Origin of the sequence: Gardnerella sp. DNF00354, from assembly GCF_049262755.1 — a bacterium.
In the GTDB taxonomy this organism is placed as follows: Bacteria; Actinomycetota; Actinomycetes; order Actinomycetales; family Bifidobacteriaceae; genus Bifidobacterium; species Bifidobacterium vaginale.
The window spans coordinates 144,073-169,883 of the sequence record NZ_CP058402.1 but is presented as its reverse complement, the minus strand read 5'-3'; the positions used below and the strand labels follow the sequence as shown (position 1 = coordinate 169,883).

Below are 25,811 nucleotides of genomic sequence, written 5' to 3'. Positions count from 1 at the left end.
TAAGTAGGCTGCTCGAACGGAAAAGGTGCGAAATGAAACCAGTATGCAACAGTGTGTCAGTTTGCGTGCCAGCAACCAGCGCAAATCTTGGGTCGGGATTTGACGTTGCAGGAATTGCGCTTGATTATGCGGATTCGCTAGTTTTTACGCTTGATGATGCTCTTGACGATTCGCAAGATGTTCGCGTGATTATTCATGGCGAAGGCGAAGATGCGTTGCCCAAAGACGAGACTCATCTTGTTGTTCGCGCATTTCGCAAAGCGTGCGAAGCGTTTGACTTGCCGCATTTGCGCTTTACTCTAGAAGCGCATAATCGCATTCCGCAAGCGCGAGGAATGGGGTCTTCCGCCAGTGCGATTGTTTCGGGTGTGGCTGCAGCTTGGGCTTTTGCGCATAATGGAAATCTTAATAAGCAGGCGATTTTTGAGCTTGCAGCTGCGATTGAAGGACACCCAGATAATGTTGCTCCAGCGGTTTTTGGCGGATTAACAACCAGTTGGAAGAATGGCGATGAGTTCCACACTGTTCGATACGGCGTTTCTAAGCAAATTCGTGCAACGATTTTTGTGCCAAACTTTACTCTTTCAACGCAAATGGCTCGCCAAGCGCTTCCAGAAAAAGTGCCATATGCAGATGCCGTATTTAACGTTTCGCGCGCTTGCTTATTGCCGATTGCGTTTGGTGATTTTGGTGATTCTCGCGATTCTGCCAACTCTTGCGTAAAATCCACTCTTTCTAGAAACGATTTGCTTTTTACAGCTACTCAAGACGCTATTCACCAGCCATACCGAGCAAGTCTTATGCAACCAACTTGGGATTTAGTAAAAGCTTTGCGAGACAAGGGGTTTGCGGCTGCAATCTCGGGAGCTGGATCTTGCGCGGCGGTGTTCTATGATGAAAAGTCGCCAGCAACCGTAGATGAAAATAACGCTACTAATATAAGCGAAAAAATAGAAAAAATTGCAGAACCGCTTTTAAGCGGCTGCGATTGGAAAGTTTTGCATGTGCATGTTGATTCTATTGGTGTTGCAATAACTCGCGAATAATTTGTGTGAAGTTGAGGATTATCAAGTCAATAAATTGTGGTACAATTAATTGCGTGTATGAGAATTTAGCTGATGAAAATGTGTCTGCTCCAAAAAATCCTCCTGCAGCTCAATTTTCAGGAGAAGACGCTGCAAAAATTATGCAAACTCTGCTTTCTGAAGATTCCAATGCAACTGAGATATTTGCATCTTTATCTGGACCAGGAAGACCAAATTCAAAAGAAAGGCGCGAAAACAGTGTTCAAGAGCGTTTTCGTGTTCCTAAATCTTGGAGTGAATATATTTCTCGCGCAGCTAAGAGAGATGGTATGCCAAATAAAAGCAAGTATTTACAGTCTTTGATTTTGAGAGATGCTCAGATGCATAATGAGCAATGTCAATTACAAGCAGCGTTGCAATAACTCGCGAATAATTTGTGTGAAGTTGTAAGTGAAGTTATGAGTGAAATCGCAAAAAGAGGGAATATGAAAGTTTCGTTGATTTTGGCTTCTCAATCGCCAGCGCGTAGATCTGTGCTGGCTGCTGCAGGCGTGATTCCTGTGATTCACGTGAGCGAGGTAGATGAGCCAGCGGCGTTGCATAATGCTGCGAATGCGAAAGGTATTAGCGTAGAGCAGATGAGCGCCGAGGAGCGCGTTTCGATTTTGGCGCAAGCAAAGGCATTTGCAGTGTATGAGTCGTGGAAGCTTGTGGCAGATACGGCGGCGAGCGCTAGTGGCGATTTAGTTGTGGGGTATCCGCTGGAGGCTGAGGCTGAGTCTGAGAATGCAGAATCTGAATATTCTGAAACTGCTAGTAGCGCTTTGGCAGACGATTCGCACTCAGACGTAACGCATAACGTAGATACTGCGCAAACTCGCGATTTTTCTGGCGTAAAAGTACCTACCAAGACTTTTGATATTCACGATTTTGCGCATATGAATGAATCTTGTAACGATTGCAACAGCGTGCTTATTGTTGGCTGCGACTCCATGTTTTTGCTAGATGGCGAATGCTACGGCAAGCCGCATACTCCTGAAGTTGCTGCTGCGCGAATCAAGCAAATGAGCGGAAAAACTGGAGAATTGTTTACTGGCCATTGCTTAATCGACGCAAAAAGCGGCAAAACCGTGTGCAAAGTGAGTCGCGCAAGCGTGACTTTTGCACATATGAGCGATGAGGAGATCCGCGCGTACGTAGAAACTGGCGAGCCGCTGGAAGTGGCAGGATCCTTTACGCTAGAAGGCTTTGGTGGTGCGTTTATTGAGGGAATTCAGGGAGATCCACATGGAGTTCTTGGAATCAGCTTGCCGATTCTTAGACAAATGGTTTGCGATCTTGGGTACGCTTGGCCAGATTTGTGGAATAGTCGCAAGTTAGAAAGCGAGGCGATTAAAGACGATCCAACTTCCGAAGAAGTGCCTAAAGAAAACGTGCATCAGCCAGGAGACGGATGGGTTATGTGCGATTGTGGGCGCAAGCATTGGGGCCATAATGGCGCGGCTGGCGTGTTGCTTGCTAGGCGAGACGATGCCACTGGGCGCGTGACTCACGTTGTTATGCAACATCGCGCGCTTTGGAGCGCGGAAGGTGGCACGTGGGGGATTCCTGGTGGCGCAATATCTGATGGTGAAACTGCGATTGAGGGCGCGCTGCGCGAGTCGTTTGAAGAAGCGAACATAACGTCTCAAGACATTGATGTTGTTGGAGCGTATTGCGAAAATCACGGGAATTGGCGTTATACAACGGTTTTTGCGTTTGAAAAGCCAGGGCATTGTGTGAATCCGTGCGCGCACGACGACGAGAGTATGGAAATCAAGTGGGTGCCGATTGACGATGTTCCGAAGCTAAAGCTGCTTACGGCAATGCGCACGGATTGGCCGTCTTTCCGCGCTCGCCTTGATTCTCTAGCATCGCAAAGGTAGCTGTGCAAAGAGATCTGCAGTTTGGAAGTAGACTTCCAAACGTTAGCTAGTTTTTGGGATTTATTAAACGCTACACTTCTATAGTTGTTAATGGCGGTAGAATTAGAGTAATTTGTTTTTTGCAGGTTTTGAGCAAATAGGGCTACGATTATGGAAGTTGGAAAATTTGACCAGTGGGCAAAGCAGCTGTTGGATACTGGTAAGAATCGCAATAACTTAATTAATTTTAAGGATACTAAAACTTCAACATTAGATGTTTTGCTTCCAAGCTGTGAAGATATTTTTCAAAAGTTTTCATCAGAAAATTCTGGTTCATTTAAAATATTTGACCCAGAAGAAGAATTTAATAAAAAGCATAACGACAAGTATTATGTAGATAATTTAGATACGGATGATTTTCATGAGATAGAATATGCAGATGGTAACCCAAGAAAAAAATATGAATCAAAAACTGATTTTAAGAATAATTATTCCAACAAAATAAAAGCTAATCAAATTCTTGCATATAGTTCATCTGGAAAGCCATTAGAAGCAGCAAGAAATATTATGAGAAAATCCAGGGAGATTATTGAAGAGACTGGAGTAAATGTTGCGTTCATTACATTTGGGCTAATTCATTGGAAAGAAGCTAATTATGCTGATACTATTTACAATGCACCAATACTTTTAATACCTGTTCAATTAATTAGTGAGTCGATTGGACGGTCATATAAAATATCTGTTTTAGATAATGATGTTATTGTAAATAGAGCATTTTCTTACAAACTTGATAACGAGTATGGCATAACTCTTCCGAATTATAATAGTGAAACCACGTTAGAAGAATATTTTGAAAATGTACAAAACATGGTTTCTAAACTCGGATGGGTAATAAGTAAAGAGTGCAAAATTGGGCTATTTTCATTTGCAAAGATTAATATGTATGTGGATCTTAAGGAAAATAAAAATGATATTTTAAATAGCCCTACTGTTCGTCAACTTTTTGGCGAAGTAGTTGATTCTGGTAATTCATACTTAGATAGCGAAGATATTGATAAATCTGATTACGATTCAATAATTGATTTATGTAACGTTGTAGATGCTGATTCTAGCCAAATAGAGGCTATAGAAATGGCTAAATCTGGTAAAAGCTTTGTTTTGCAGGGGCCTCCAGGAACTGGTAAGAGTCAGACAATTACGAATATTATTGCTGAATGTCTTAATGATGGTAAGAAAGTATTGTTTGTTTCAGAAAAACTTGCTGCTTTAAACGTCGTTTATAACAAAATGAAGCAGGTTGGTCTTGCGGATTTTTGTCTTCAACTTCATTCAAATAAAGCTAACAAAAAGAGTGTTATTGAAGATATATGCAGAAATCTCAATATTAAGAAGGATATTGTAAGTAATATTAAATTTGATGAAGAAATAAAAGCTAAGAAGAATGTTAAAGAAAAATTAGATTCTTATGAACGTACTCTTCATGAGGTGCAACCCGTAATAAATAAAAGTTTATATGATTTATACGAGTCACTTGCGAAATGGGATTATGCGCCAGAATTTATATGCCCCACTGAAGATATATCAAAATTAGGTTCTGAATACTTGGATAGGTCTACTGATCTTTTAAGAAGCTATGTTGATTATTCATATTATATCGGTTATGACTATCGCAAGAATCCTTGGTATGGGTATATAAATCAAGATAATTCAATTGCCGAAGAAGTGCGATTAAAGGGCAGTATTTCTTCTGCTGTAGATACTTTGAACGACCTAATTCCATTGTTGGACCGGATTTCTGAACAGTATGGTGTTCGTTGTGAAAGTTTAAAAGATGCTCTATTCTGGGGGAAATTCTTTGACTTTGTTGCTAATTCAGCATTAGTTACGCCATCTATATTAAAGAGACAGAATTTTGATATTGCTTACAATGCGCTAGAAAATCTAGAATCAATGAGCAATAAAATACATGCTTTAATGCAGAAATTATCTGATTGTAATGAGGATATTTATTATCTGGATGGTTTAGATAACTACAATAATTTAAGACAATTTAGAAGCGTATTATCTAGAATTTTTAATTCTGAATATAAAAAAATTGTTTACGATATACGTTCATGCAAGAAAGTAAATAAAAAACCTAATTATAAAGAATCAATTCTTTTGATGGAGCTTTTGGCGAAATATCAGAAATCTATTAGTGAATATTCTGACGCTGAAGCTTCTATAAAATCATTGCTTGGTTCGGCTTATAAAGGTATTGATACTGATTGGAATTATGTTAGCAGTCAAATGAGAATTCTTAAAAATATGCTTGATAGTGGATACTCATTTGAATCCTTGGAAAGATATTCAAGCTTTGCGTCTGAAAGCAAAATTTTTGTGGAATATTCTCATCAAATTAACAATATTTTGAATGAAAATAGCATCAAAAATATAGATTACGTTTCTGGATGTTTTGATAAAAATATTGTTGATTTTAATGCAATTGATGCTGTTAAAGTTCAATCTAGATTGCATAAGTGCATTGAGTCTTCTGATACATTGCAAAAATGGTGTACTTTTAGAGACATTCTTGCTCGTTTAGAGAAGAATGGGCTTATTCCTTTTATTCATGAACTTATAAAGAATAATGTTAGTAAAGATAATATTGTTCCTACATTTAATAAGCAATTTTATTTACAGTGGATTGATTTTGTAATTTTAAAAAGTCCGATTCTTTCTCAATTTAATAGAGCAACTCAGGATAGATTTATAAAAGATTTTATAGAGAAAGATTTAGAAGAATTTGATATTAATAGAAAAAGGTTGCGTGCAAAGTTAGCAAATGCATGTCCTGTAAGGGAATGTGCTGTTGCTGGGAGTCAATTAAGTGAGCTTTTGTATGAGAATCAAAAATCAAGGAATAAAAAGAATATACGTTTACTTCTTTCAGAAACCAAAGATGCTGTACAAATAGTTAAACCTTGCTTTATGATGTCTCCTTTAAGTGTGAGCACATTTCTTAATTATAAAGATTTAAAGTTTGATGTTGTAATATTCGATGAGGCTTCTCAGGTCTTTCCATGGGATGCGGTTGGTGCAATTAGCCGTGCTAAACAAGCTATCATAGTTGGTGATTCAAAGCAGATGCCACCTAGTAACTTTTTCGCAACATCTGTTAATAATGATGATGACATAGATGACTATGACGATATTAGGAGCTTCGATTCCATACTAGATTTTGCTTCTAGCACTATGCCTCAGCTTAGACTAAATTGGCATTATCGCAGTCGCAGTGAACAACTTATTGCATTTTCAAACAAGAATTTTTACAACGGTAGCCTTATAAGTTTTCCCGCTGCTAAAGATAATTCAGAAGGTATGGGTGTGGATTATTACTACGTAAATGGAGTATTTAATCGTTCATATCATAATAATCGAAAAGAAGCTGAATATGTTGTCGATTTAATTTATAAAAACATTGAGAAATATCCTAATAGGAGTTTAGGCGTTGTTGCTTTTAGTCAGTCTCAACAAAATCTCATAGATAATTTGCTTTTTAAGCGCCGTCAAATTACTCCTGAAAAAGAGTTTTTCTTTGATTCTGGTAAGGAAGAGCCTTTCTTTATAAAGAATCTTGAAACAGTTCAGGGAGATGAACGTGACGCAATCATTTTTAGTATTGGTTACGGTCCTGATAGTAATGGAATGTTCTCAACTAATTTTGGTCCTTTAAATCGCGATGGAGGGCAAAAGAGGCTGAATGTTGCCGTTACAAGGGCAAAATATAATATTCAAGTTGTTTCTTCCATGCATGCAACTGATATAGATTTAAGTCATAGTGAGTCAGATGGCGCTCGTCTTCTTCGAGAATATCTTGATTTTGCTGAGAATGGTGAGATTGCCTTGCAGCGCAGTGAAAGCGTGGCGAGTTATGATCAGTTTGATTCCGATTTTGAGGTTGAAGTATGTGAGTTTTTGCGGAATCATGGTTATTCGGTTGATACGCAAGTGGGATGCTCTGGATTTAGAATAGATCTCGGTGTTAAAGTTCCTAATAGTTCAGATTATCTACTTGCTGTCGAATGTGATGGCGCCACTTACCATTCGTCAAAGAATGCGCGAGATCGTGATAGATTGCGACAAACAATTCTAGAAAATATGGGTTGGAAGTTCTATCGCATTTGGTCTACCGAATGGTTCAGGAATAAGATTTCTGAACAAGATAAACTTTTAGGATTTGTTCGTAAGGCAGTGGACAACTATAAAAATCATAAAGATGATTATGCAGAGAATCTTGAAGACAGACTGCCTGTAAGTTCCTCATTTTTATCTGATACTGAGGCTGATTTATGCGGAAAATCTTTATACAATGCTGAGTTCTCTGAAGAATCAACTAATAGTATTCTTAATGATATTCCTTTTAGTTTTGTTAAGTATAAGATGGCGGATACTAATAAGGATTGCAAGAATATTTTTAGTAAATATAATAACGCTGATTTCAAAAGTAGTGTGAAAGATATTTTGGAAGTTGAGTCGCCTCTATCAGAAAATCTTCTTTTACAAAGAATACTTTGGTATTTCGAGCGCGAAAAGGTTACTTCATCAGTGCAAAAAAGGTTTGACATCAAAATGCGTGGATGCGAATATTTTGGTATTGTCAGGGAAAATGGATTTATGTATTTGAAGGATAAACCGATTACTTTCCGGCTCCCAGGAGATATTGTTCGTGATTTTAAACAAATTGCTCCAGAAGAGCTAGGTGTTGGCATGATGGAAATTATTAGTAAAAATGTTGTTTTGGCGAAAGAAGGATTATATCGCTTTATGCTTGGCTTGTATGGTAAAAAGAGAATTGGTAAATTAGATGGCGAGGCTTTAGATAATGCTTTATCTATGCTGCTTCAATCCGAGAAAATAGTTGAGACTGATGGACAGATTTCAGTCAAATAGTTGTTTTTTATAGTTTTACTGGTGTAAAAGTGCAATCAAATGGCTGATTGAGCGATATCAAGTAGTTGTAGATAAGAAGACTGGTATTGTACGAAATCCAAACGGAGCTTGTGATAATCCGCGTTACATTGTTGATTTGGTTAAGAAGGTAGTTCGCGTTAGTGTAGAAACAATAAACATTATTGACGGTTTGCCAAAACTTAATGAAATCACTAATAAGCCAGATTGTTGGCCAGATGCGTGGAATTAGAAAGTGTGGAGTGACCGGAAGTAGTCTTACAGCTTGCATAGTTTTAGTTAGAGCATTGTTTTGAGGATTAGCTCTTTATTTTGCTTTTCGCTTTTTGTTGTTCAACACGCCGTTTTGAGCGACATTCTCGGGAAATCCTCTTGCTTTGTAGAATTATATTTATGCGCTGATGCATGCTAGTTTTCTACTAGTTGTTAGATGTTATATGGCTTGTGCTTGATTTTTGTAATTTTGTTTGTGATTCATGGGTTTTGTGTTAAGCGCATAGAAATAAAGTAAACAAATCAAATAAAGCAACTATTTGCGTAGATTTGCGTAAAAATTAGGGGGGAAATTATGTCTAATGCGTCAAATATTAAAAAAGATACTATTAAGGCAAAAGGCTTTACAATTCAGGTTTATACGGAAGATTTTAGGAATGATTACGTTAGTTTAACCGATATAGCGAGATATAAAAACAAAGAAGAGCCTAATGTGGTTGTTGCAAACTGGATGAGAAATTACAGTACAATAGAGTATTTAGGCATATGGGAGAGACTAAACAATCCGAATTTTAAACCCGTCGAATTCGAGGGGTTTTTGAAAGAAGCTGGTAGCAATGCTTTTACGCTATCTCCTAAAAAATGGTCAGAAATCACGAATGCAATAGGTTTACTTGTAAAATCCGGTAGAGGTGGTGGAACTTACGCTCATAAAGATATAGCATTTAAGTTTGCAGCTTGGATTTCAGCAGAATTTGAACTATATATTATCAAAGATTATCAAAGACTTAAATCTGATGAGAACTCAAGGCTTTCACTGAATTGGAATTTGAACCGTGAGATTTCGAAGATTAATTACAAGATTCATACGGATGCTATTAAAGAATATTTGTTGAAGGATTTGACTCCTGAGCAGTTGATGTATAAGTATGCAAATGAAGCAGATTTGTTAAATGTTGCACTGTTTAATAAGACTGCTAAACAGTGGAGAGATGCAAATCCTAAGTCAAAAGGCAACATTAGAGATGAGGCGAGTATTAATGAGCTTTTGGTATTGGCGAATATGGAAAGTTATAACGCTGTTTTGATTTCTAAGGGCTTGCCACAGGCTGATCGAATGGTGGAACTTAGAAATTTGGCTCGAACGCAGATTTTATCTCTTGAGAATTTGAATAATTCTGGAATAAAGAGTTTGGATTCCGTGCTAAAAAATTGAGTTTAATCACGCTTTGAAGGAGCTTGAAATGCGTTATGCAATTTCAAGCTCAGTCAAAGCGCACTACAGTTTTGTGTTTACATAAGGGTAGCTGCGGTTTGTAAGTAGGCTTCCAAGTATGAGCGAGTTTTGCGTAAGTTGTAAGTAGGCTTCCGATTTTTGCCGTTCGGCTGGTTTGTGCAAAGTTTGTGTAAAAAATGACGCGTGTTGTTGTGTGAAAATATTGATTTAGGGCTACGGGGGGGGGTATTCTAAGTGCTGATAGTCCATGTTTTAGGTCTTAGATTGCGAGAATATTCAGTTGTATTCTTGCGATTGCTCTCTTCGCACGCTTATACGTGAGAAGGAAGAAGAAAGGAAGATCATGTTAAATAAGAAAGCTATTGCTGCGTTTGCTGCAGCCGCGACGCTGGTTTCTGGACTAGCGCTTGCTGTTCCTGTAGCTGCTACTGCATTTGCTGAACAAAGCACTCAGACTCCTCCAGCTCCAAAGGTTGATACTACTAAGGAAGATGCTGAGTTTAAGGCGGCTCAAGATTTGGCCTCTCAGAAGGCTCAGAACGCGTTACTCCTGAAGCAGATGGCAGAAGGTAGTGTTAAAGCTTTGCAAGCTAAGGTTGCTAAGGCTACTGGTGCCGAAAAGACGAAGCTTCAAGAACAGTTGGAGAACGCTCAAAAGATTGCTAATTCGCTTAGCGAGTTGAATGATAAGGCTACGAGCATGGTCAAGGCTTACACTCAGGCTGCAACTATTCGCGGCGAAGTTAAGACTCTTGAAGGAAAGGTTGCCGCGGCTCAAGCAAAGTTTGACGAGTTGGCAAAGGAACAGACTGGTCCAGCAGGCTCAGAAGCTTACAATAAGGCTGCTGAGGAGCTTGGAAAGTTGCAGAAGCAGCTTACAAGCAAGAAGAATCTTCTCGAAAAGGCTAATAAGGGTGTAACCAAGGCTGAAGAAACGCTTGTAAAGCGGGAAACTAAGGTTCAAGAAGTTCAGAATCCTAAGAAGCAAGACCCTCAGACTCCTCCAGTAGTACCAACCCCAACTCCAAAGGTTGATACTACTAAGGAAGATGCTGAGTTTAAGGCGGCTCAAGATTTAGCCAACCAGAAGGCTCAGAACGCGTTACTCCTGAAGCAGATGGCAGAAGGTAGTGTTAAAGCTTTGCAAGCTAAGGTTGCTAAGGCTACTGGTGCCGAAAAGACGAAGCTTCAAGAACAGTTGGAGAACGCTCAAAAGATTGCTAATTCGCTTAGCGAGTTGAATGATAAGGCTACGAGCATGGTCAAGGCTTACACTCAGGCTGCAACTATTCGCGGCGAAGTTAAGACTCTTGAAGGAAAGGTTGCCGCGGCTCAAGCAAAGTTTGACGAGTTGGCAAAGGAACAGACTGGTCCAGCAGGCTCAGAAGCTTACAATAAGGCTGCTGAGGAGCTTGGAAAGTTGCAGAAGCAGCTCAAGAGCAAGAAGAATCTTCTCACGGCTGCTAATAAGGGTGTGACTAAGGCTGAAGAAACGCTTGTAAAGCAAGAAACTAAGGTTCAAGAAGTGCAGAATCCTAAGAAGGAAGAGCCTCAAGCACCAAAGTTTAACGTTCATGATGCTCTCGCACAGGTTAATGGCGATACGGTTGCAGACTACAAGTTGACTCCAGCTGATGTGAGTGAACTTGTTGGCGAAAAGAAGAATACAGATCCAGTTGTTCCACCAGCTCCAAAGCCTGTGACTCCAGAGCCAAAGCCAGTGACGCCTGTGACGCCTCATCATGATAACCCATCGGTTACACCGTCTGTGACGCCAACTCCTTCGACTCCATCGGATGAGACTCCATCTTCTGATGACACGACTCCATCCTCGTCTTCCACTCCGTCTGTAACAACTCCATCCGCTTCGACTCCTGCTCCAGCTGCATCGTCTCCATCCGCTGCTTCTGCACCTGCGTCTGCTCCTGCTCCTACCTCCACAGCTGCACCTGCTCCTGCTTCTGCACCTGCGTCTGCGCATGCTGGTGTTCCTGCTGCTCCAGCTTCTGTTGCTGATTTGTTGCCAGAGTTGAAGGGCATGATTACGGTTGGCACTAATAATGTTGCTGTTGCTGGTGCTGTTAATAGAGTGACTTTGAGCATTTCTAACCAGGCGTTCCTTGATCGTTTGAATCGTGATGGTTCTGCTAAGGCTTATGCGTTCATTTACTCTAGCCCACGTCTTCTTAAGGGTGCTGAGGGTACGGATTATGTGACTGTTCGCTTGGTTAATGGTAAGCCTCAGTTTGATGCCATGTTCCCTGCTGGTTATTCTGGCAAGCATACGGTTGTTCTTGTTGATGAGCAGGGCAATCAGCTTGGTTGGACTGATATTACTGTGAAGAATGGTACTGCTACTCAGGGTGAAGGATTGCCTAATTCTGGTGTTGGCATTGCTTTGATTGCTTTGACTGCTAGCGTTTTGGCTGGCGCTGGTGCAACATTCCGTAAGATTCGTCGCTAAGCTACCGCTTGTGTTTAGTGCTGAATGGTGCTGAATACAGTAGAGACTAATATAAAAGGTCTTTGTGCGTAATGTGTGCAAAGACCTTTTTGTATGTATTGCGCCATTTTGCGTTATTTTGTGTTAAATATAAAATTGAGCGGTACCATTGATTTCGTGAAGATTGAGAGAAATAATACCTTGATTTTCGTGAAAATCCAGCATATTTTTACCACTGATTTTGTGAAATGTTTATAGCAAAACAGTAGTGTTTTCAACGGTTTTGTGTTAATTAATAAATGCTTTTAATATGTCGCCTGTTTTCGTTTCCTTTTGCCTGCGTTTGTTTCTATTCTGCTAAAAGAGGGAACAAACTCGGGAATTTAATTGGGTGCGATTGTCTTGTAGTGTGGTGTTGGTTTGACGTCGGTATTGTGTTGGTGGGGTGTCGGCGTGTTGCGTGTGTGATGTGTGTGGAATGTTGATTTTTCAATGGTTTTATAGTGTTAGTGTTCTTGTTCGAGTAGTTTCCTGAGAAAAGTCTGGGAAAATTCTTTAAAAACCTTGAAACAATGTGTTTTTACGGTTTTATTAGTGTTAATCCACAAATATTATGGTGAAAATAGTTTTTATTGTGGATTAGTTTGTGTGTAACATTATTTTTTTCTGTTTGTTTTGTGTGATTGCCTCTTGACTTTTTTAAACGGGGGGGGGGTATGTTAATAACAGCTGCTAGCTAGATGCTCTAGATGGTGGTTATCCACAATGTTTTGAATGTTGTTGGATGTTTAAGATTTTTCTTCGTGTACCTGCACGGAGGAGAAGAAGAAAGGAAATTAAAATGATGAATAAGAAAGCTATCGCCGCTTTCGCTGCTGGCGCTACTTTGCTTGCCGGCTTCGCTGCCGCTCCAGCATTCGCTGCAAACATTAATCCAAAGGATTTTCCAGCTTTCCAAAGCCCAGAGTATAGCGCGGATACTGAAAATCACGCTAATGTAAATGCAGCAAAGAATGATCGTTCTTTGGAGCTTGCTCGTATTAAGGCCGCTAAGACAAACGGAATGCGCTATGGCACCTTGAGTGAGCGTACTCAGCTTGTTGGTGAAGCTAGGTTGGCTGCGGCAACTGCTCTTGAGACAGCTAAGAATGCTGCTAATGCTGCTAAGGCTAATGTGAATACAGCAAAGAATACTTTTGATGCGGCTGAGGTTGCTGCGAAGGCTGGTTATGCTGCTGCTAAAGATGCTGTTGAAGAAGACGGTACTCTTAAGGCTGGTTATGCTTTCGGCACTGGTACAGCTTTAAAGGGTAAGGTAGTTAAGGTTGATGCTGCTACTCAAGCTGAATCTCAGGATGCTGCTGCTAAGGCTGCTGACACTTATCTTGGCTTGTTAAAGACTGCTAATGAGGCGAACGGTAAGTATGTTGAAGCTCAGGATGCTGCTAAGTCTGCAGAAGAAGCTTTGGCGAAGGCTCAGACTCCAGATCAGGCTGAACTTGCTGTTACTAGCAATTATCTTGTTTTGACTGCTGATGGTGAGCATGTTGATTCTGCTACTACTGCAGCTGCTTTGGAGCGTGTTGATGAGGATGCTTATGTTAATGGTCGTATTGCTTCCACTAGCGAAGATGATGTTTACGACAAGGATGGCGAGCATTCTAATAATCGTACGATGAACAATGATCATCGTAAGGGTTTGAAGAAGAATCACAAGAAGTCCCACAAGAAGGACGACAAGAAGAAGGATGATACTACCACTCCTGATGAGAAGATCAAGGATCTTGGTAAGTTGAACTTGTCTGATGCTGCTAAGAAGAAGCTTGCTGCTCATTACGTGTATGAGGCTAAGCTTGCTTTGGATGAGGCTGATAATAATCTTGCTGAGAAGAAGGCTGATTATGCTGCTAAGAGGAAGACTCTTGTTGAGACTATGACTGAGCTTGCTGCTCGTAAGGCTGAAGGTGCAGCTGCTAATCAGGCTTTGACTGATTTCTTGGCTTCTGGTGAGAATAATTCTGCTAAGGAAACTGCTCTTCGTGATGCCGTAGACCGTGCTAATGCTCATGCTATGCGTGCTTTTGATGCTGAGCAGAAGGCTGAAGCTGAGTTTAATGCTGCTCGTGATGCTGCTTTCGCTGCTGTTGCTGCTTATAACAAGGCTTTGGCTGAGTATAAGGATGCTTATAATGATGCAGTTCGTTTGGGTGTGAATCCTGCTGCTCTTCCTGCTGTTGTGACTTCTGATCCTTTGGCTGCTGATTTCCCAGCTGTTCCTGGTACGAAGCAGATTTATGCTGATGCTTTGAATGGTAAGTTTGGTCCTGCTGCTCAGGCTTCTGCTAAGAAGACTGAGGCTGCTAAGGCTCAGGCTGCTGCTCCAGCCGCTGCTGCTGGTAAGGCTGGCGCTGCTGCTGCTAAGGGTGAGCTTGCTACAAGGGTGGCAATGGCCAGTAAGGCTGGTGAGAAGCTTGGTAATGCTGGTGTTGGTGTTGCTTTGACTGCTTTGGCTGCTTCTATGCTTGCTGGTATGGGTGCTGCTGTTCGCAAGATGCGTCACTAAGCATTATTTACCACCTTATTTAGGGTTTGCGCTCAACGACTAGTGTGGTGTTTTGTAGGGAAACATCACACTGGTTTATTCCCGATTCTCTTTGGTTTTATTGTTTTAACATTGGTTTGCTATTGTTTTTCTTTTCTTCCCAGTGTTGATTCGTTTAGCTTGTTGGGTTTTGGGTGTTGAGTGTTGTTGCTTTCGGTTTTGTTTGCTACTAGGGGCTTGCAAAACCGGAAGCATTTTTTGTTTTTAAGGGCTTATTGTGTTGTTTTGTGGATATTGTGTTTGGTTGTAGAGTGCGGTCACATTGTTCGCATGGATTAGCTGCGTTTACATCTTCGCCGCGCGTAAAGTCCACTGGACTTTACGTTTGAGCGGCTCAGCGCTCCAAATTGCCTTCGCGCGTTACACTTTAAGCGCGAAGGCAGGTCGTCGCGCCCATGTTTGTAGTCAGATTTGCTTAAAAAGGGAACAAACGCGGGAGGATTAGTCACCCTAAAACTGCTGCGATTAACGCAATACAAATCGGACTCGTAACCGTAGAAAACAGGATTCCATCGCGCGCAAAACTCAAGCCAACATTGTATCTTGCAGCGTAATTGTACACGTTTTGACCAGTCGGCAGCGCCGCCAGCACAACACACGCGTAAAGAGTGGCACCTCGGAAACCCATAACAAAATAAGCCAATAAAAACGCAACAATTGGCATAATCAAGTTTTTTAAAATCGCAACTGTAGCAATAGCAGCGCGATTAGAATCCTTTTGTAGCGGCTTGCTGCCGTAAAGTGACATTCCAAAAGCCATTAAAATCATAGGAACCGCGGAATCGCCAATCATCTTAATCGGGTCATAAAGAAAATTCGGCACAGGGAAATATCCAACTTTTGCGGAAATTGCCGAAATAATAATTCCTCCAAGCGATCCGATTAAAAGTGGTTGTTTAAGAGGCTGCTGAGCAATGCGTTTAAGCGAGCACTTTCCAGTAGTTGTAACGTCTAAAACCGTTAGTCCAACAGGCGTAAAAACAGCTTGCTGCATAACTAAAATCGGTGCAACAAGCGCGGGATTTCCAAGAATATAAGTTGCAACAGGCAAGCCAATGTTGTTTGAGTTTAAGTAAAGCGAGTTAAGCGCGCCAATTGTGCAATCCGCCGCAGGAAGGTGGAAAAACAGGCGATTAAGCAGAATAAATGCAACGCCAACAATCATTGCGGAGAAAAACGCAACAAAAATTGACGAGTGGAAAATCTCAAAAATTGGCTCTTTTGCAAGGATTGCAAACATTAAACAAGGACTAGATACGAAGAAACTCACGCGATTAAGCACCATTTGTGCTTGCGATCCGCCGATGTGAAGACGCGCGGTTACATATCCAGCGGCAATGACGATGCCAATTACGCAAAAGCCTTGCATAGCACTGATTAAACCCATGAAAACGATTTTAGCGCTGATTTTTGGATTGTGGGTAATGCGCAATCGACTTTTATTGGCGTATGTTACTTTTATTGGCGCATGTTATTTGACGTTGCAATATGGCATACTAGAAAACGGTGGTGCTGCAAGCCGCCAGAGCATTCGACGGCGTCGATCCCCTCACGTGATTTTCACGCATGATTTTGGGCGAGGCTGGTGTCCGCTGTCGTGCAGCTAGACTTTATTGATAGCCTTAGGGGTGGCTCGCATAAGCGTGTGCATTCTTCAGGCTAAGAGCGCGAAACTATTGCAGAGTTTCGCTAGGAGCATAGTGCCCAGAGTAACACGAGAAGGCTTCACCGTGCCCGAAGCCAATAATGATAAAAATGAAGATAAAAATCTTTCATTCGTAGCAGCAAATTCAAGCGCGAACGAATCTACTAACGCAGCTGACGAGCAAAGATCAGCAGCTGCATCAACTATTACATCACCCGTTACAGCAGGCGTTGTCAATGTGGTTTCAGGTTCGCAAGACGCAGCGTCAAGCACACGACGCAGAAGAGCTGGAAGACGCGTTGTAAGAGTTGCAGGAGCAGCTGGCGAATCGATGAAACTACACGTACAAGGCGGAAACGATTACGATACACGCTCTGAGGAAACTGAATCTGAAAGTGTTGTTGAGCACCAAACTCCTGTAAGACCGATAACATCGCTACTTTTTCAGGAGCCTGTTTTACCTCATCGTTTGCCTGAAAACAATAGTCGTATGCGCGATTTAGATTACGACGATGATGCAAATGAAAGCGATAGAGAAAACAGTCGAGATGATTTAGACAAAGACAATAGTCGCAGTTCACGAAAGTTGCGTAAAACGCGTTCTGGCAGGAATGACAGGAAGAATCGCAATGAAGACGAGGATTTAAGTAGAGTACGTAGTCGCAAAAATCGCAATAATCGTGACAATTTTGACGATAACTATGATTCTGAATCTGACGATGATACACGTGTTATTCGTGTGCGTTCCAGAGTAAATCGTGCAGATCGTGCAGATCGATCCAATCGTGCAAATCCTGAAGATTCAAACGAAATTGATAATAGAAGCGATAGCAGAATAAGTAGAAATAATCGAGATTATCTGGATAAGGATAGCTTGGATAAGTCTAATTTTGATAAAGCTAACCTTGACAAAGATAATGGTGACAAATATAGCGATAATAACAATAATGGTCGTAAGAATCGTGACAATCAGGATAATTACGATGATCAAAATCATAGAAAGTCACGCAAGAATCGCAGACTAAACGCTGCCGAAAGACGCGCCGCCGCAGAAGTCGAGCAAATAGAAGAAGACCTTGAATACGATGACATAGTTTATTCTCCAATCGATGATGTAATTGACGAAAGAATTGAAAATAGTGTTGAGTTAGATAATGATGTAGATTCTGAATCAACCCGCAAGTATGCAAAAACTTCTGATTTAGAAAATAATGATGATGAAGACGGAGAAATGATAACCCGTCGTCGCCGTCGTCGCAGACCGTCTCGCGCAGATAAGGAAGATAGGACAGATAGGGCAGATAAGTCTGATAGATCAAGCCGTAGAACAACATCCGACCTATCTTCGGATGATTCTTCATATGCTGACGATTATGACATAAACGAAATAGAAGTTTCTCAAGAAGACCGCGATTTAATTCCAGATCCAGACGAGTTGCGATCTCAAGATGACGAGGAAGTGTACACTCGTCGTCGCCGTCGTCGCAGGTCGAAATCTTCTGACGATTCGTCTCAAAGTTCCTCAAGTTCGCAAAGTTCGCAAAATTCACAAAGCACACAATCTCGTTTTGTGTCAATAGACTCCGATTCGTCTAGTCGAAGATCTAGAAAACAGCAGTATATTGACGAGATTACGGATATTGAAGGTTCTACGCGACTTGAAGCCAAAAAACAGCGTCGTCGCGACAATCGCAGAGAGCGTAATCGCCAAAACTTGCTTATGGAGCAAGACTTTTTGGCAAGGCGTGAAAACGTTGACCGACTTATGGTTGTGCGCGAGCGCGATCGTCACACGCAAATTTCTGTAATCGAAGACAATATTCTTGTAGAACACTATGTTTCTGATATTCAAGAAGTTGCAACCGTTGGAAATATCTACCTTGGTCGTGTACAAAACGTGCTGCCAAGCATGGAGGCTGCATTCGTAGACATTGGTCAAGCCCGAAACGGCGTGCTTTACGCTGGCGAAGTCAACTGGGATACAACACGATTAGAAGGACAGCCACGAAGAATGGAGCTTGCGTTTAAGGCAGGAGATCCTGTTTTAGTGCAGGTTACTAAAGACCCTATAGGCCATAAGGGTGCGCGACTAACATCGCAAGTAACGCTTGCTGGTAGGTTCCTTGTGCTTGTTCCGTCTGGAGCTATGACGGGCGTAAGTCGCAAGCTATCCGACCGTGAACGCAGCCGACTTCGCGCAATCGTAAGCAAAATCGCGCCTAAAGACATGGGCATAATCATTAGAACCGCCGCAGATGGTGCTAGTGAAGATGCGATTGAAAAAGATCTTGAATCGCTTGTAAAACAGTGGGAACGAATCGAAGCGAAGCGAGAAGAGTTCTTGCATGGCAAGCGTCCAAAGCTTTTGCAAGGCGAGCCAGATGTGGCTATTCGCGTTGTTCGAGACATATTTAACGATGACTTCCAAAAGATGATTGTGGAAGGCAAGGGCGCGTATGACCGCATTTGTGAATACTTGGAGATGATGGCTCCTGATTTGCGCAGCAAGATTGAGTATTGGGATCCTGCTGAGCATGAAGGCAAAGACGTGTTCGACAAGTGGCAAATCGACAGCCAGCTTAGAAAGGGCATGGAGCGCCAGGTTTATCTTCCTGCAGGCGGTTCGATTGTTATTGACCGAACGGAGGCAATGACAACGATTGACGTAAATACGGGTCGTTTTATTGGTCGCGGTAAGTCTTTGGAAGAGACTGTGACTCGCTGCAATTTGGAAGCTTCCGAGGAGATTGCGCGTCAGCTGCGACTTCGCGATATTGGCGGCATGGTTATGATCGATTACGTTGACATGGTTATGCCAGCGAACCGCGATCTTGTTTTGCGTAGGCTTGTTGAGTGTCTTGCGCGCGACCGCACAAAGCATCAGGTTGCGGAGGTTACATCTCTTGGTCTTGTCCAAATGACTCGTAAGCGTGTTGGACAGGGTCTGGTCGAGGCGTTTTCGGAGGAGTGCCCGACTTGCAAGGGTCGTGGGTTTATTCTTCACGACGAGCCGACTGTGTCTTCGGAGTATGCGGATCCTTACGCGCTTAAGGGCGGTGATCCGTTTATTAAAACCAATAAGCACGGTCATGGAAGTATTGCGGACCCTATGCCTGTGGTTAAGCAGGAGTCCAGTGCGGATGTTCGCGCCAAATTAGCGCGTATTGCTGCCGCTGCAGCGTCGTCGGCTTTCTTGGAGGAGTCTTTGCGCAAAAGTGACGAAAAAGACTATAACGATAATAAAGACGATAACAATAATGATGTGAATGCTGTAGCTGCAGATGACGTTGCTAATGGTGACGATGCAGGCGATAGTGTTGTTGACAGTGTTGATGGTGTTGACAGTGTTGATGAATCTTCGGTTGCTGGCGACTTTTCTGCAGTAGATGCGAGTAATGAATCTGCAGAAAGCAGTGAAGAATCGCAGGTAGTCGGGAAAATTGAGGAATCTGATGATTCGCAAGAATCTCAAGAATCTCAAGAATCCACAGAAAGCTCTCAAGAATCTAGTGAAAACTAAAAAATAGACGCAAAGTATACGGCTCGAGTACAATAATGTCTATTGCTTATTTCGACTTTATGAATTAAGACTTGACGTTAGTACAGGGGTCGGTGTAATTTTGATAGTCGGTGTCTTGCCGCAGGTTCAACGCTGCGCGTGAGGCAATAGTAAAGCTTTCAATTTAGCTAAGGAACGAATTATGTACGCGATTGTGAAGGCCGGTGGCCATCAAGAGAAGGTTGAGGTTGGAGACGCCATCCTCGTAAACCGTCTCGATGCAAAGAAGGGCGATACCGTGGAATTCCCGGTCGCGCTCGTTGTTGACGGTGCTAAGGTGACCTTAAGCGCTAAGGATCTTGCAAAGATCACAGTTAAGGCAGAAGTTCTTAACGACGAAGCTAAGGGTCCAAAGATTAGCATTATGAAGTATAAGAACAAGACTGGCGTGGCTCGCCGCAAGGGTCATCGTCAGAAGTTGACTCTCGTCAAGATCACGGCCATCGCCTGATTGACGGTGTTATAAACCTGAAAGGACAGCAAGATGGCACATAAGAAGGGTGCGTCTAGCTCGCGCAACGGTCGCGACTCACAGGCGCAATATCTTGGCGTTAAGAAGTTCGGTGGAGAAGCTGTTGTGGCTGGAAACATTATTGTTCGCCAGCGCGGCACCAAGTTCCATGCAGGACAGAACGTTGCTTTGGGTAAGGATCACACGCTGTACGCTTTGGTGGACGGCAATGTGAAGTTCGGCATTCGTCGCGATCGCAAGGTTGTAGACGTAGTTACCGCCTGAGTAACTCATTAATCTTCTAGCCGCACCCAGTTCGGTGCGGCTTTTTTGTTTTTGTAAATCTGGCGAGTATTGACGCTTTTTGTTGTTGATTTTGGCGTTTTGAGCTACAAAGTGCGTAAGTGTTTTCCGCTTTTTGTACCAAATTTGGCCTAAATTACGTACAAAATGCGGAAAGGCAGGTCAAGACGTTCGCGCGTTACAGCGCGCGAACGTCTTCGCCGCGCGTAAAGTCCACTGGACTTTACGCTTAAGCGGCTCAGCGCTTTGAAGGAGCTTGAAATGCGTTATGCAATTTCAAGCTCAGTCAAAGCGCAGGCAAATCTGGCGAGTATTGAGCATCAAGTAAGGTAAAAGTTATGAGCGATTTTGTAGATCGAGTAACGGTACATGTTAAAGGCGGCGACGGCGGCAATGGATCCGCAGGCGTGCGCAGAGAAAAATACAAGCCACTTGCAGGTCCAAATGGCGGAAATGGCGGAAATGGCGGAAGTGTTATATTCGTAGCCGATCGCAACGCTAACAGCCTACTCGACTACCGATTCATGCCACATCGCGTAGCGCAGAGTGGCACAATGGGTCTAGGTGATACAAAGGACGGCTCCAAAGGAGAAGACCTTATGTTGCCAGTGCCAGTCGGAACCGTAATTTTTGAGGCGAAGGGTGCATCGGGCGCGCAAAAAAAGCCAGGCAACGTTTTGGCTGATTTGCAACATGTAGGCGACACATTCGTAGTCGCAGCAGGAGGAGCAGGCGGGCTTGGAAACGCCGCTCTTGCCAATAAAACTCGCCGCGCTCCAGGTTTTGCACTACTAGGCGAACCTGGTGAAGAACGAGACGTAATCCTAGAACTAAAGTCGATAGCAGACGTGGCGCTAGTGGGCTTCCCGTCTGCAGGAAAGTCAAGTCTTGTAGCTTCAATCAGCGCTGCAAAGCCAAAAATCGCAGATTATCCGTTTACAACGCTTGTTCCAAATCTTGGTGTGGTCAGCTTTGGCGAATACCGCTACACAATCGCAGACGTGCCAGGATTGATCCCAGGAGCTTCCGAAGGAAAAGGGCTTGGTCTAGAATTTTTGCGCCACATTGAGCGCACGGAAATAATCGCCCACGTAATCGACTGTGCAACGTTAGAGCCAAATCGCGACCCAATCAGCGATTATAAGGCTTTGGAACACGAGCTTTCGCAATACGCAAACAAGTTGGATTTGCCGCTTGGAGCAATTCCGATTCCAGAGCGTCCGCGAATTATTGTGCTAAACAAGATTGATGTGCCAGAGGCAAAAGAGTTGGCAGAATTTGTGCGAAGCGACTTTGAAAAAATGGGCTTTCCAGTTTTTGAGATTTCTACTGCGTCTCACGAAGGCTTGAAAGAGCTTGGTTTTGCGCTTGGAAAGATGGTGGCTAGTATGCGCGAAAAGCTTGCTGAGCAAGAGGCGGCACGTGAAGAAGAGCGAGTTGTTATTCAGCCGCTTGAACAGCCAGCATTGAGACGACGCAGAGATGATGGCCGCGGAAGTGCTAGCGACTTTACAATCGAGCGCGAAGAAGACAAAAATGGCGACTTCTGGTTTACTGTTACGGGCGCTAAGCCGGAGCGTTGGGTTGTGCAAACAAACTTCGACAACGACGAGGCAGTTGGCTATTTGGCGGATCGCCTAGCAAAACTTGGTGTAGAAGACGAGTTGCGCAAGAAGGGTGCGCGTCCAGGAGACGAGATTAGGATTGGTCGCGGAAACCGCATGGTTTGCTTCGACTGGGATCCAAGCATTGCAGCAGGTGCGGAAGGTTTGGACGGTGCTAGCTTGGGCGCGCGTGGAAAAGACTTGCGACTTGAAGCAAATGACCCGCGTGGCGCAAGGCGCACGAATGCGGAGCGCAGACGCGATTATCACATGATGATGGATGCAAAGAGCGCTGTACGAGACGCTATGATGGCGGAACGAAAGCAAGGTCATTGGGCAGATCCATCGGTAGATGACGACAAACACGATGAGCAGAGTTTATTTGGACGTGGTGAGTAAATGATTAATAAGGCAGTTGAGCCTACCGAAGATGAGATTCGGCGTTCAATTAGCAATGCGAACACAATAGTCGTAAAAGTTGGCTCTAGCTCGCTTACAGACTTATCTGGTCATTTAGACGTGCAAAAATTACGTGCTCTTGTTACGGCTATTAGCCGTGCTCAAATGTCTGGAGCTAATGTAGTTTTAGTATCTTCTGGTGCTATCGCAGCGGGATTTGGACTACTTGGTTTTAATGAACGTCCTAAAGATGTGCCGACTCAGCAAGCAACAGCATCAGTTGGACAAGGCTTGCTCATGTACCAATATGAGTCAGCATTTGCGGAATTCGGCATAAGAGTAGGGCAAATGCTACTAACGGCAGACGTTACTATAAGCCCTTCGCGTTACCGTAATGCCCAACGCACAATGCTTAGGCTGCTAGAATTGGGCGTTGTGCCAATCGTAAACGAAAACGATGCTCTGTCTAGCAACGAAATACGTTTTGGTGATAACGATAGGCTTGCGGCGCTTGTGGCGAACATTGTGCGAGCAGATGCGCTGGTTCTTTTAACAGATGTTGACGCGCTTTACACGGCTCCGCCTAGCGAGCCAGATGCTAAGCGGATTAGTTTTGTTCCAGATGTTACGCGCGCGCTAGACGATGTTAAAGTTGGCTCCAGCATTTCGGGTGTAGGCACAGGCGGAATGATAACCAAGATGGATGCGGCGCACGTTGCTGCTGTTTCTGGGATCCCAACACTTTTGACATGTGCTAGTAACGCGGAGGACGCACTATCGGGGAAAGCAGTTGGAACCGTGTTCGCGCCACTAAATTCGCGCGCGTCTTCCAGAAGACTTTGGATTGGTTTTGCGTCTAATCCACATGGCTCGATTATTGTAGATTCTGGTGCAGCTGCAGCCGTTCGAGGAGGGAAGGCAAGCCTGCTGGCTGCTGGAATCGTAGGGGTTGCTGGCGACTTTTCTGCAAGCGATCCAGTGTGGATTGATGATGAGCATGGCAATCATTTAGCCAAAGGGCTAGTTGCATTTGATTCAGACGAGATACCGCAGGTAATGGGTCTTACTACGGACGATTTAGAGGCGACTTTGGGGCGGCAATACGCGCATCCTGTGGTGCATCGCGACAATCTTGTGCTTTTATAGGATTTTGTTGCGCGAGCGATATTCTTTGTTTGGTGTTGCGCGAGGGCTGGCTAATTCTTGTCTCACAACGCTCCGCCTCTTACGTGTTGGTTGTTGTTGCGGTTGTTCCGATTTGGCTTTGATTTTGTTCTTTGGGTTGAAGTTTGTTTGTAGTGGTTGATCATTTGTATTATTTGGTATCGGCTGCCGCTCTTATACTGTTCGACCAAGAATCACCCAGCCCTCTTACGTGCTTTAACAATTGCGTATTCCTTAATCACCGAGATTCTCGATTTTTCTTGCTCTCTCGGCGAGTCACCATCTAGCGACGCTGAGGCTCACCTCGCTCGCTGCGAAAAATCTAGAATCTCTACCTCACTTGCGCTCCGACCTGCCTGAGCGCTTAAAGCGTAGCGCGCGAAGGCAATTCGGAGCGCTGAGCCACTCAAGGCAGAAGCACTGCTTCTGCGTGGCGAAGACGCTCGCGCGCTTAGAGCGCGCAAGCGATTTTCCTGACTTTGTACCAAATTCTACCCAATTTATGCGCAAAATCGGGAAATAACGTGTAATGGTTACACTGTAGAGTATGGCAGAAAATATCGCAGCAAATACGGCAGCAAACGCATCAAACTCTCAATGGCGCTCTATGAGCAATCGCATTAACAAAGTGGCACCGAGTGCAACGCTTGCTGTAGATGGCAAAGCAAAAGCAATGAAAGCCGCAGGAATCGACGTTATTAGCTTCGGAGCAGGCGAACCTGATTTTCCAACGCCGCTCTACATTGTTGAAGCCGCAGCCGCCGCATGTAAAGACCCAAAAAACTACAAGTACACGGCTACGGCTGGTCTTCCAGAGCTTCGCGAGGCGATTGCGCGCAAAGTCAAGCGCGATTCTGGCTACGATGTTTCCCCAAATCAAGTTGTTGTAACGAATGGCGGCAAACAAGCTGTTTACGAAGCATGCCAGATTTTGTTAAACGATGGCGACGAAGTTATAATCCCAGCGCCATATTGGACAAGCTACCCAGAGGCAGTAAAACTTGCAGGTGGCATGCCTGTTCCTGTTATGTCTGGCGCGGATCGCGGTTTTGAGCCAGATATTGAGGCGATTGAGGCGGCTCGCACCCCACGCACGCGTGCGATTATTGTAACTTCGCCTTCTAATCCAACAGGCGCTATTTGGAGTGCGCAAACGATTCGCGCGATTGGCGAATGGGCTGTAAAACACCATATTTGGGTACTTTCCGATGAAATCTACGAACACTTGCATTACGATGGCGTAAAAACGTCGTATATTGGCGTAGAAGTGCCAGAAGTGCGCGACCAGCTGCTTGTTTTGAACGGTGTCGCTAAAACTTACGCAATGCCGGGTTGGCGTGTTGGCTGGATGGTTGCGCCGCTTGATGTTGCAAAAGCTGCGATTAAGCTTCAAAGTCACATGACGTCTAACGTTTCCAATATTTCACAGCGCGCAGCCCTTGCAGCGGTTGGTGGGCCCTTAGATGAAGTTGCAAAAATGCGTGATTCCTTCGATGCTCGTCGCAAGGCGATTGTGCAAGCGTTAAACAGCATGGAAGGCGTAACTTGCCCTCTTTCGCACGGCGCTTTCTACGCGTTTGCAAACGTTGAGGCGCTTCTTGAGTGCCCGATGGGCAAGGATTCTAAGATTCCAGGCACGTCGTCTGTGCTCGCGCAAATGCTACTTGATGAAGCGCATGTTGCCGCTGTTCCTGGCGAGGCTTTTGGTGCGCCTGGCTACTTGCGATTCTCGTGTGCTTTAGCAGACAGTCAGCTTGCCGAGGGCATGAGGCGTATGAAGCAGTGGGTTGAAGGCGGCAGCGCGTTTTAAAGGCGCCAGCGCGTTGTTTACGCGCGCAAAAGTCGCCAGCAACCGAGCGTTTAGCGACACTCGCTAATCATAATAAAACCCTTAAATCTTGCCCTTCCGCTAACATATCTACTTGGCGGTTTTGCCAAGTCAATCTTTTTAAGGTATGATTAGCAAGTTCACCTAGGGATGTGGCGCAATTGGTAGCGCAACGGTCTCCAAAACCGTAGGTTGTGGGTTCGAGTCCCGCCGTCCCTGCCAGTTTTATTGTTAACAATTTTCAAACGAAGGATTCAAGCATGGCCAAGGCAAAAGAGAAGAAGCCGAATTTGTTCATGCGTATTGGCATGTTCATTAAGCAAACTATTGATGAGACTCGCAAAGTCGTTGCTCCTCACGGCAAGGAATTGTTTGCTTGGTCAGCTTCCGTGTTTATTTTTGTTATTTTCTTGATGGTTTTCGTCACTGTTATGGACTTCGGTTTGGGTAAGTCTGTTATGTGGCTGTTTGGCTGATTTCAACG

At 43.6% G+C, this 25,811-nt stretch carries 15 protein-coding genes and 1 tRNA gene; 15 read left to right on the top strand and 1 reads right to left on the bottom strand.

What is annotated here, in order from left to right; genetic code table 11:
- Nucleotides 1-32: 32 nt before the first annotated feature.
- The 7 genes from thrB (at nt 33) to HXT24_RS00625 (ending at nt 14,335) form a co-directional block, all read left to right on the top strand.
- Nucleotides 33-1,046, top strand: coding sequence for a homoserine kinase (gene thrB / locus HXT24_RS00655; RefSeq protein WP_415690562.1), 1,014 nt, complete (start codon nt 33-35; stop codon nt 1,044-1,046).
- 53 nt (nt 1,047-1,099) lie between these two features.
- Complete coding sequence (locus tag HXT24_RS00650) at nt 1,100-1,447, top strand: toxin-antitoxin system protein (protein ID WP_422119427.1); 348 nt, start codon at nt 1,100-1,102, stop codon at nt 1,445-1,447.
- A 63-nt stretch (nt 1,448-1,510) separates the two neighbouring features.
- On the top strand, nt 1,511-2,950 hold the full coding sequence (locus HXT24_RS00645; protein ID WP_415690564.1) for a Maf family nucleotide pyrophosphatase: 1,440 nt from the start codon (nt 1,511-1,513) through the stop codon (nt 2,948-2,950).
- 150 nt (nt 2,951-3,100) lie between these two features.
- Nucleotides 3,101-7,861, top strand: a complete 4,761-nt coding sequence (locus tag HXT24_RS00640) for a DUF4011 domain-containing protein (protein WP_422119426.1) — start codon at nt 3,101-3,103, stop codon at nt 7,859-7,861.
- Between the two features lie 586 nt (nt 7,862-8,447).
- Nucleotides 8,448-9,308, top strand: coding sequence for a KilA-N domain-containing protein (locus tag HXT24_RS00635; protein ID WP_410312145.1), 861 nt, complete (start codon nt 8,448-8,450; stop codon nt 9,306-9,308).
- Between the two features lie 364 nt (nt 9,309-9,672).
- Nucleotides 9,673-11,793, top strand: a complete 2,121-nt coding sequence (locus HXT24_RS00630) for a hypothetical protein (protein ID WP_422119425.1) — start codon at nt 9,673-9,675, stop codon at nt 11,791-11,793.
- An 820-nt stretch (nt 11,794-12,613) separates the two neighbouring features.
- Nucleotides 12,614-14,335: a hypothetical protein gene (locus HXT24_RS00625; RefSeq protein ID WP_422119424.1), complete on the top strand. Its 1,722-nt coding sequence runs from the start codon at nt 12,614-12,616 to the stop codon at nt 14,333-14,335.
- Between the two features lie 484 nt (nt 14,336-14,819).
- Here HXT24_RS00625 and HXT24_RS00620 read toward each other — a convergent pair whose 3' ends face one another.
- Nucleotides 14,820-15,761 (bottom strand): AEC family transporter, encoded by a 942-nt coding sequence (locus HXT24_RS00620; RefSeq protein ID WP_410312063.1) that lies wholly within the window; start codon nt 15,759-15,761, stop codon nt 14,820-14,822.
- Between the two features lie 343 nt (nt 15,762-16,104).
- Here HXT24_RS00620 and HXT24_RS00615 point away from each other — a divergent pair, with 343 nt between their 5' ends.
- From HXT24_RS00615 to secE, 8 genes are all read left to right on the top strand, one after another.
- Nucleotides 16,105-19,539 carry an Rne/Rng family ribonuclease gene (locus HXT24_RS00615; protein WP_422119612.1) on the top strand — a complete coding sequence of 1,145 codons (3,435 nt, stop codon included), beginning with the start codon at nt 16,105-16,107 and terminating at the stop codon, nt 19,537-19,539.
- Between the two features lie 181 nt (nt 19,540-19,720).
- A complete protein-coding gene (gene rplU / locus HXT24_RS00610) occupies nt 19,721-20,029 on the top strand; it encodes a 50S ribosomal protein L21 (RefSeq protein WP_004111933.1) in 309 nt (102 codons plus the stop codon).
- Nucleotides 20,030-20,062: 33 nt separating this feature from the next.
- On the top strand, nt 20,063-20,314 hold the full coding sequence (gene rpmA, locus HXT24_RS00605) for a 50S ribosomal protein L27 (RefSeq protein WP_004106248.1): 252 nt from the start codon (nt 20,063-20,065) through the stop codon (nt 20,312-20,314).
- Between the two features lie 356 nt (nt 20,315-20,670).
- Complete coding sequence (gene obgE / locus HXT24_RS00600; RefSeq protein WP_004111934.1) at nt 20,671-22,335, top strand: GTPase ObgE; 1,665 nt, start codon at nt 20,671-20,673, stop codon at nt 22,333-22,335.
- Nucleotides 22,336-23,481, top strand: a complete 1,146-nt coding sequence (gene proB, locus HXT24_RS00595; protein ID WP_004575022.1) for a glutamate 5-kinase — start codon at nt 22,336-22,338, stop codon at nt 23,479-23,481.
- Nucleotides 23,482-24,046: 565 nt separating this feature from the next.
- On the top strand, nt 24,047-25,309 hold the full coding sequence (locus HXT24_RS00590; protein WP_422119423.1) for a pyridoxal phosphate-dependent aminotransferase: 1,263 nt from the start codon (nt 24,047-24,049) through the stop codon (nt 25,307-25,309).
- A gap of 164 nt (nt 25,310-25,473) precedes the next feature.
- A tRNA-Trp gene (locus HXT24_RS00585) sits at nt 25,474-25,549 on the top strand.
- Between the two features lie 38 nt (nt 25,550-25,587).
- Nucleotides 25,588-25,803 (top strand): preprotein translocase subunit SecE, encoded by a 216-nt coding sequence (secE, locus tag HXT24_RS00580; protein WP_004111941.1) that lies wholly within the window; start codon nt 25,588-25,590, stop codon nt 25,801-25,803.
- Nucleotides 25,804-25,811: the final 8 nt, after the last annotated feature.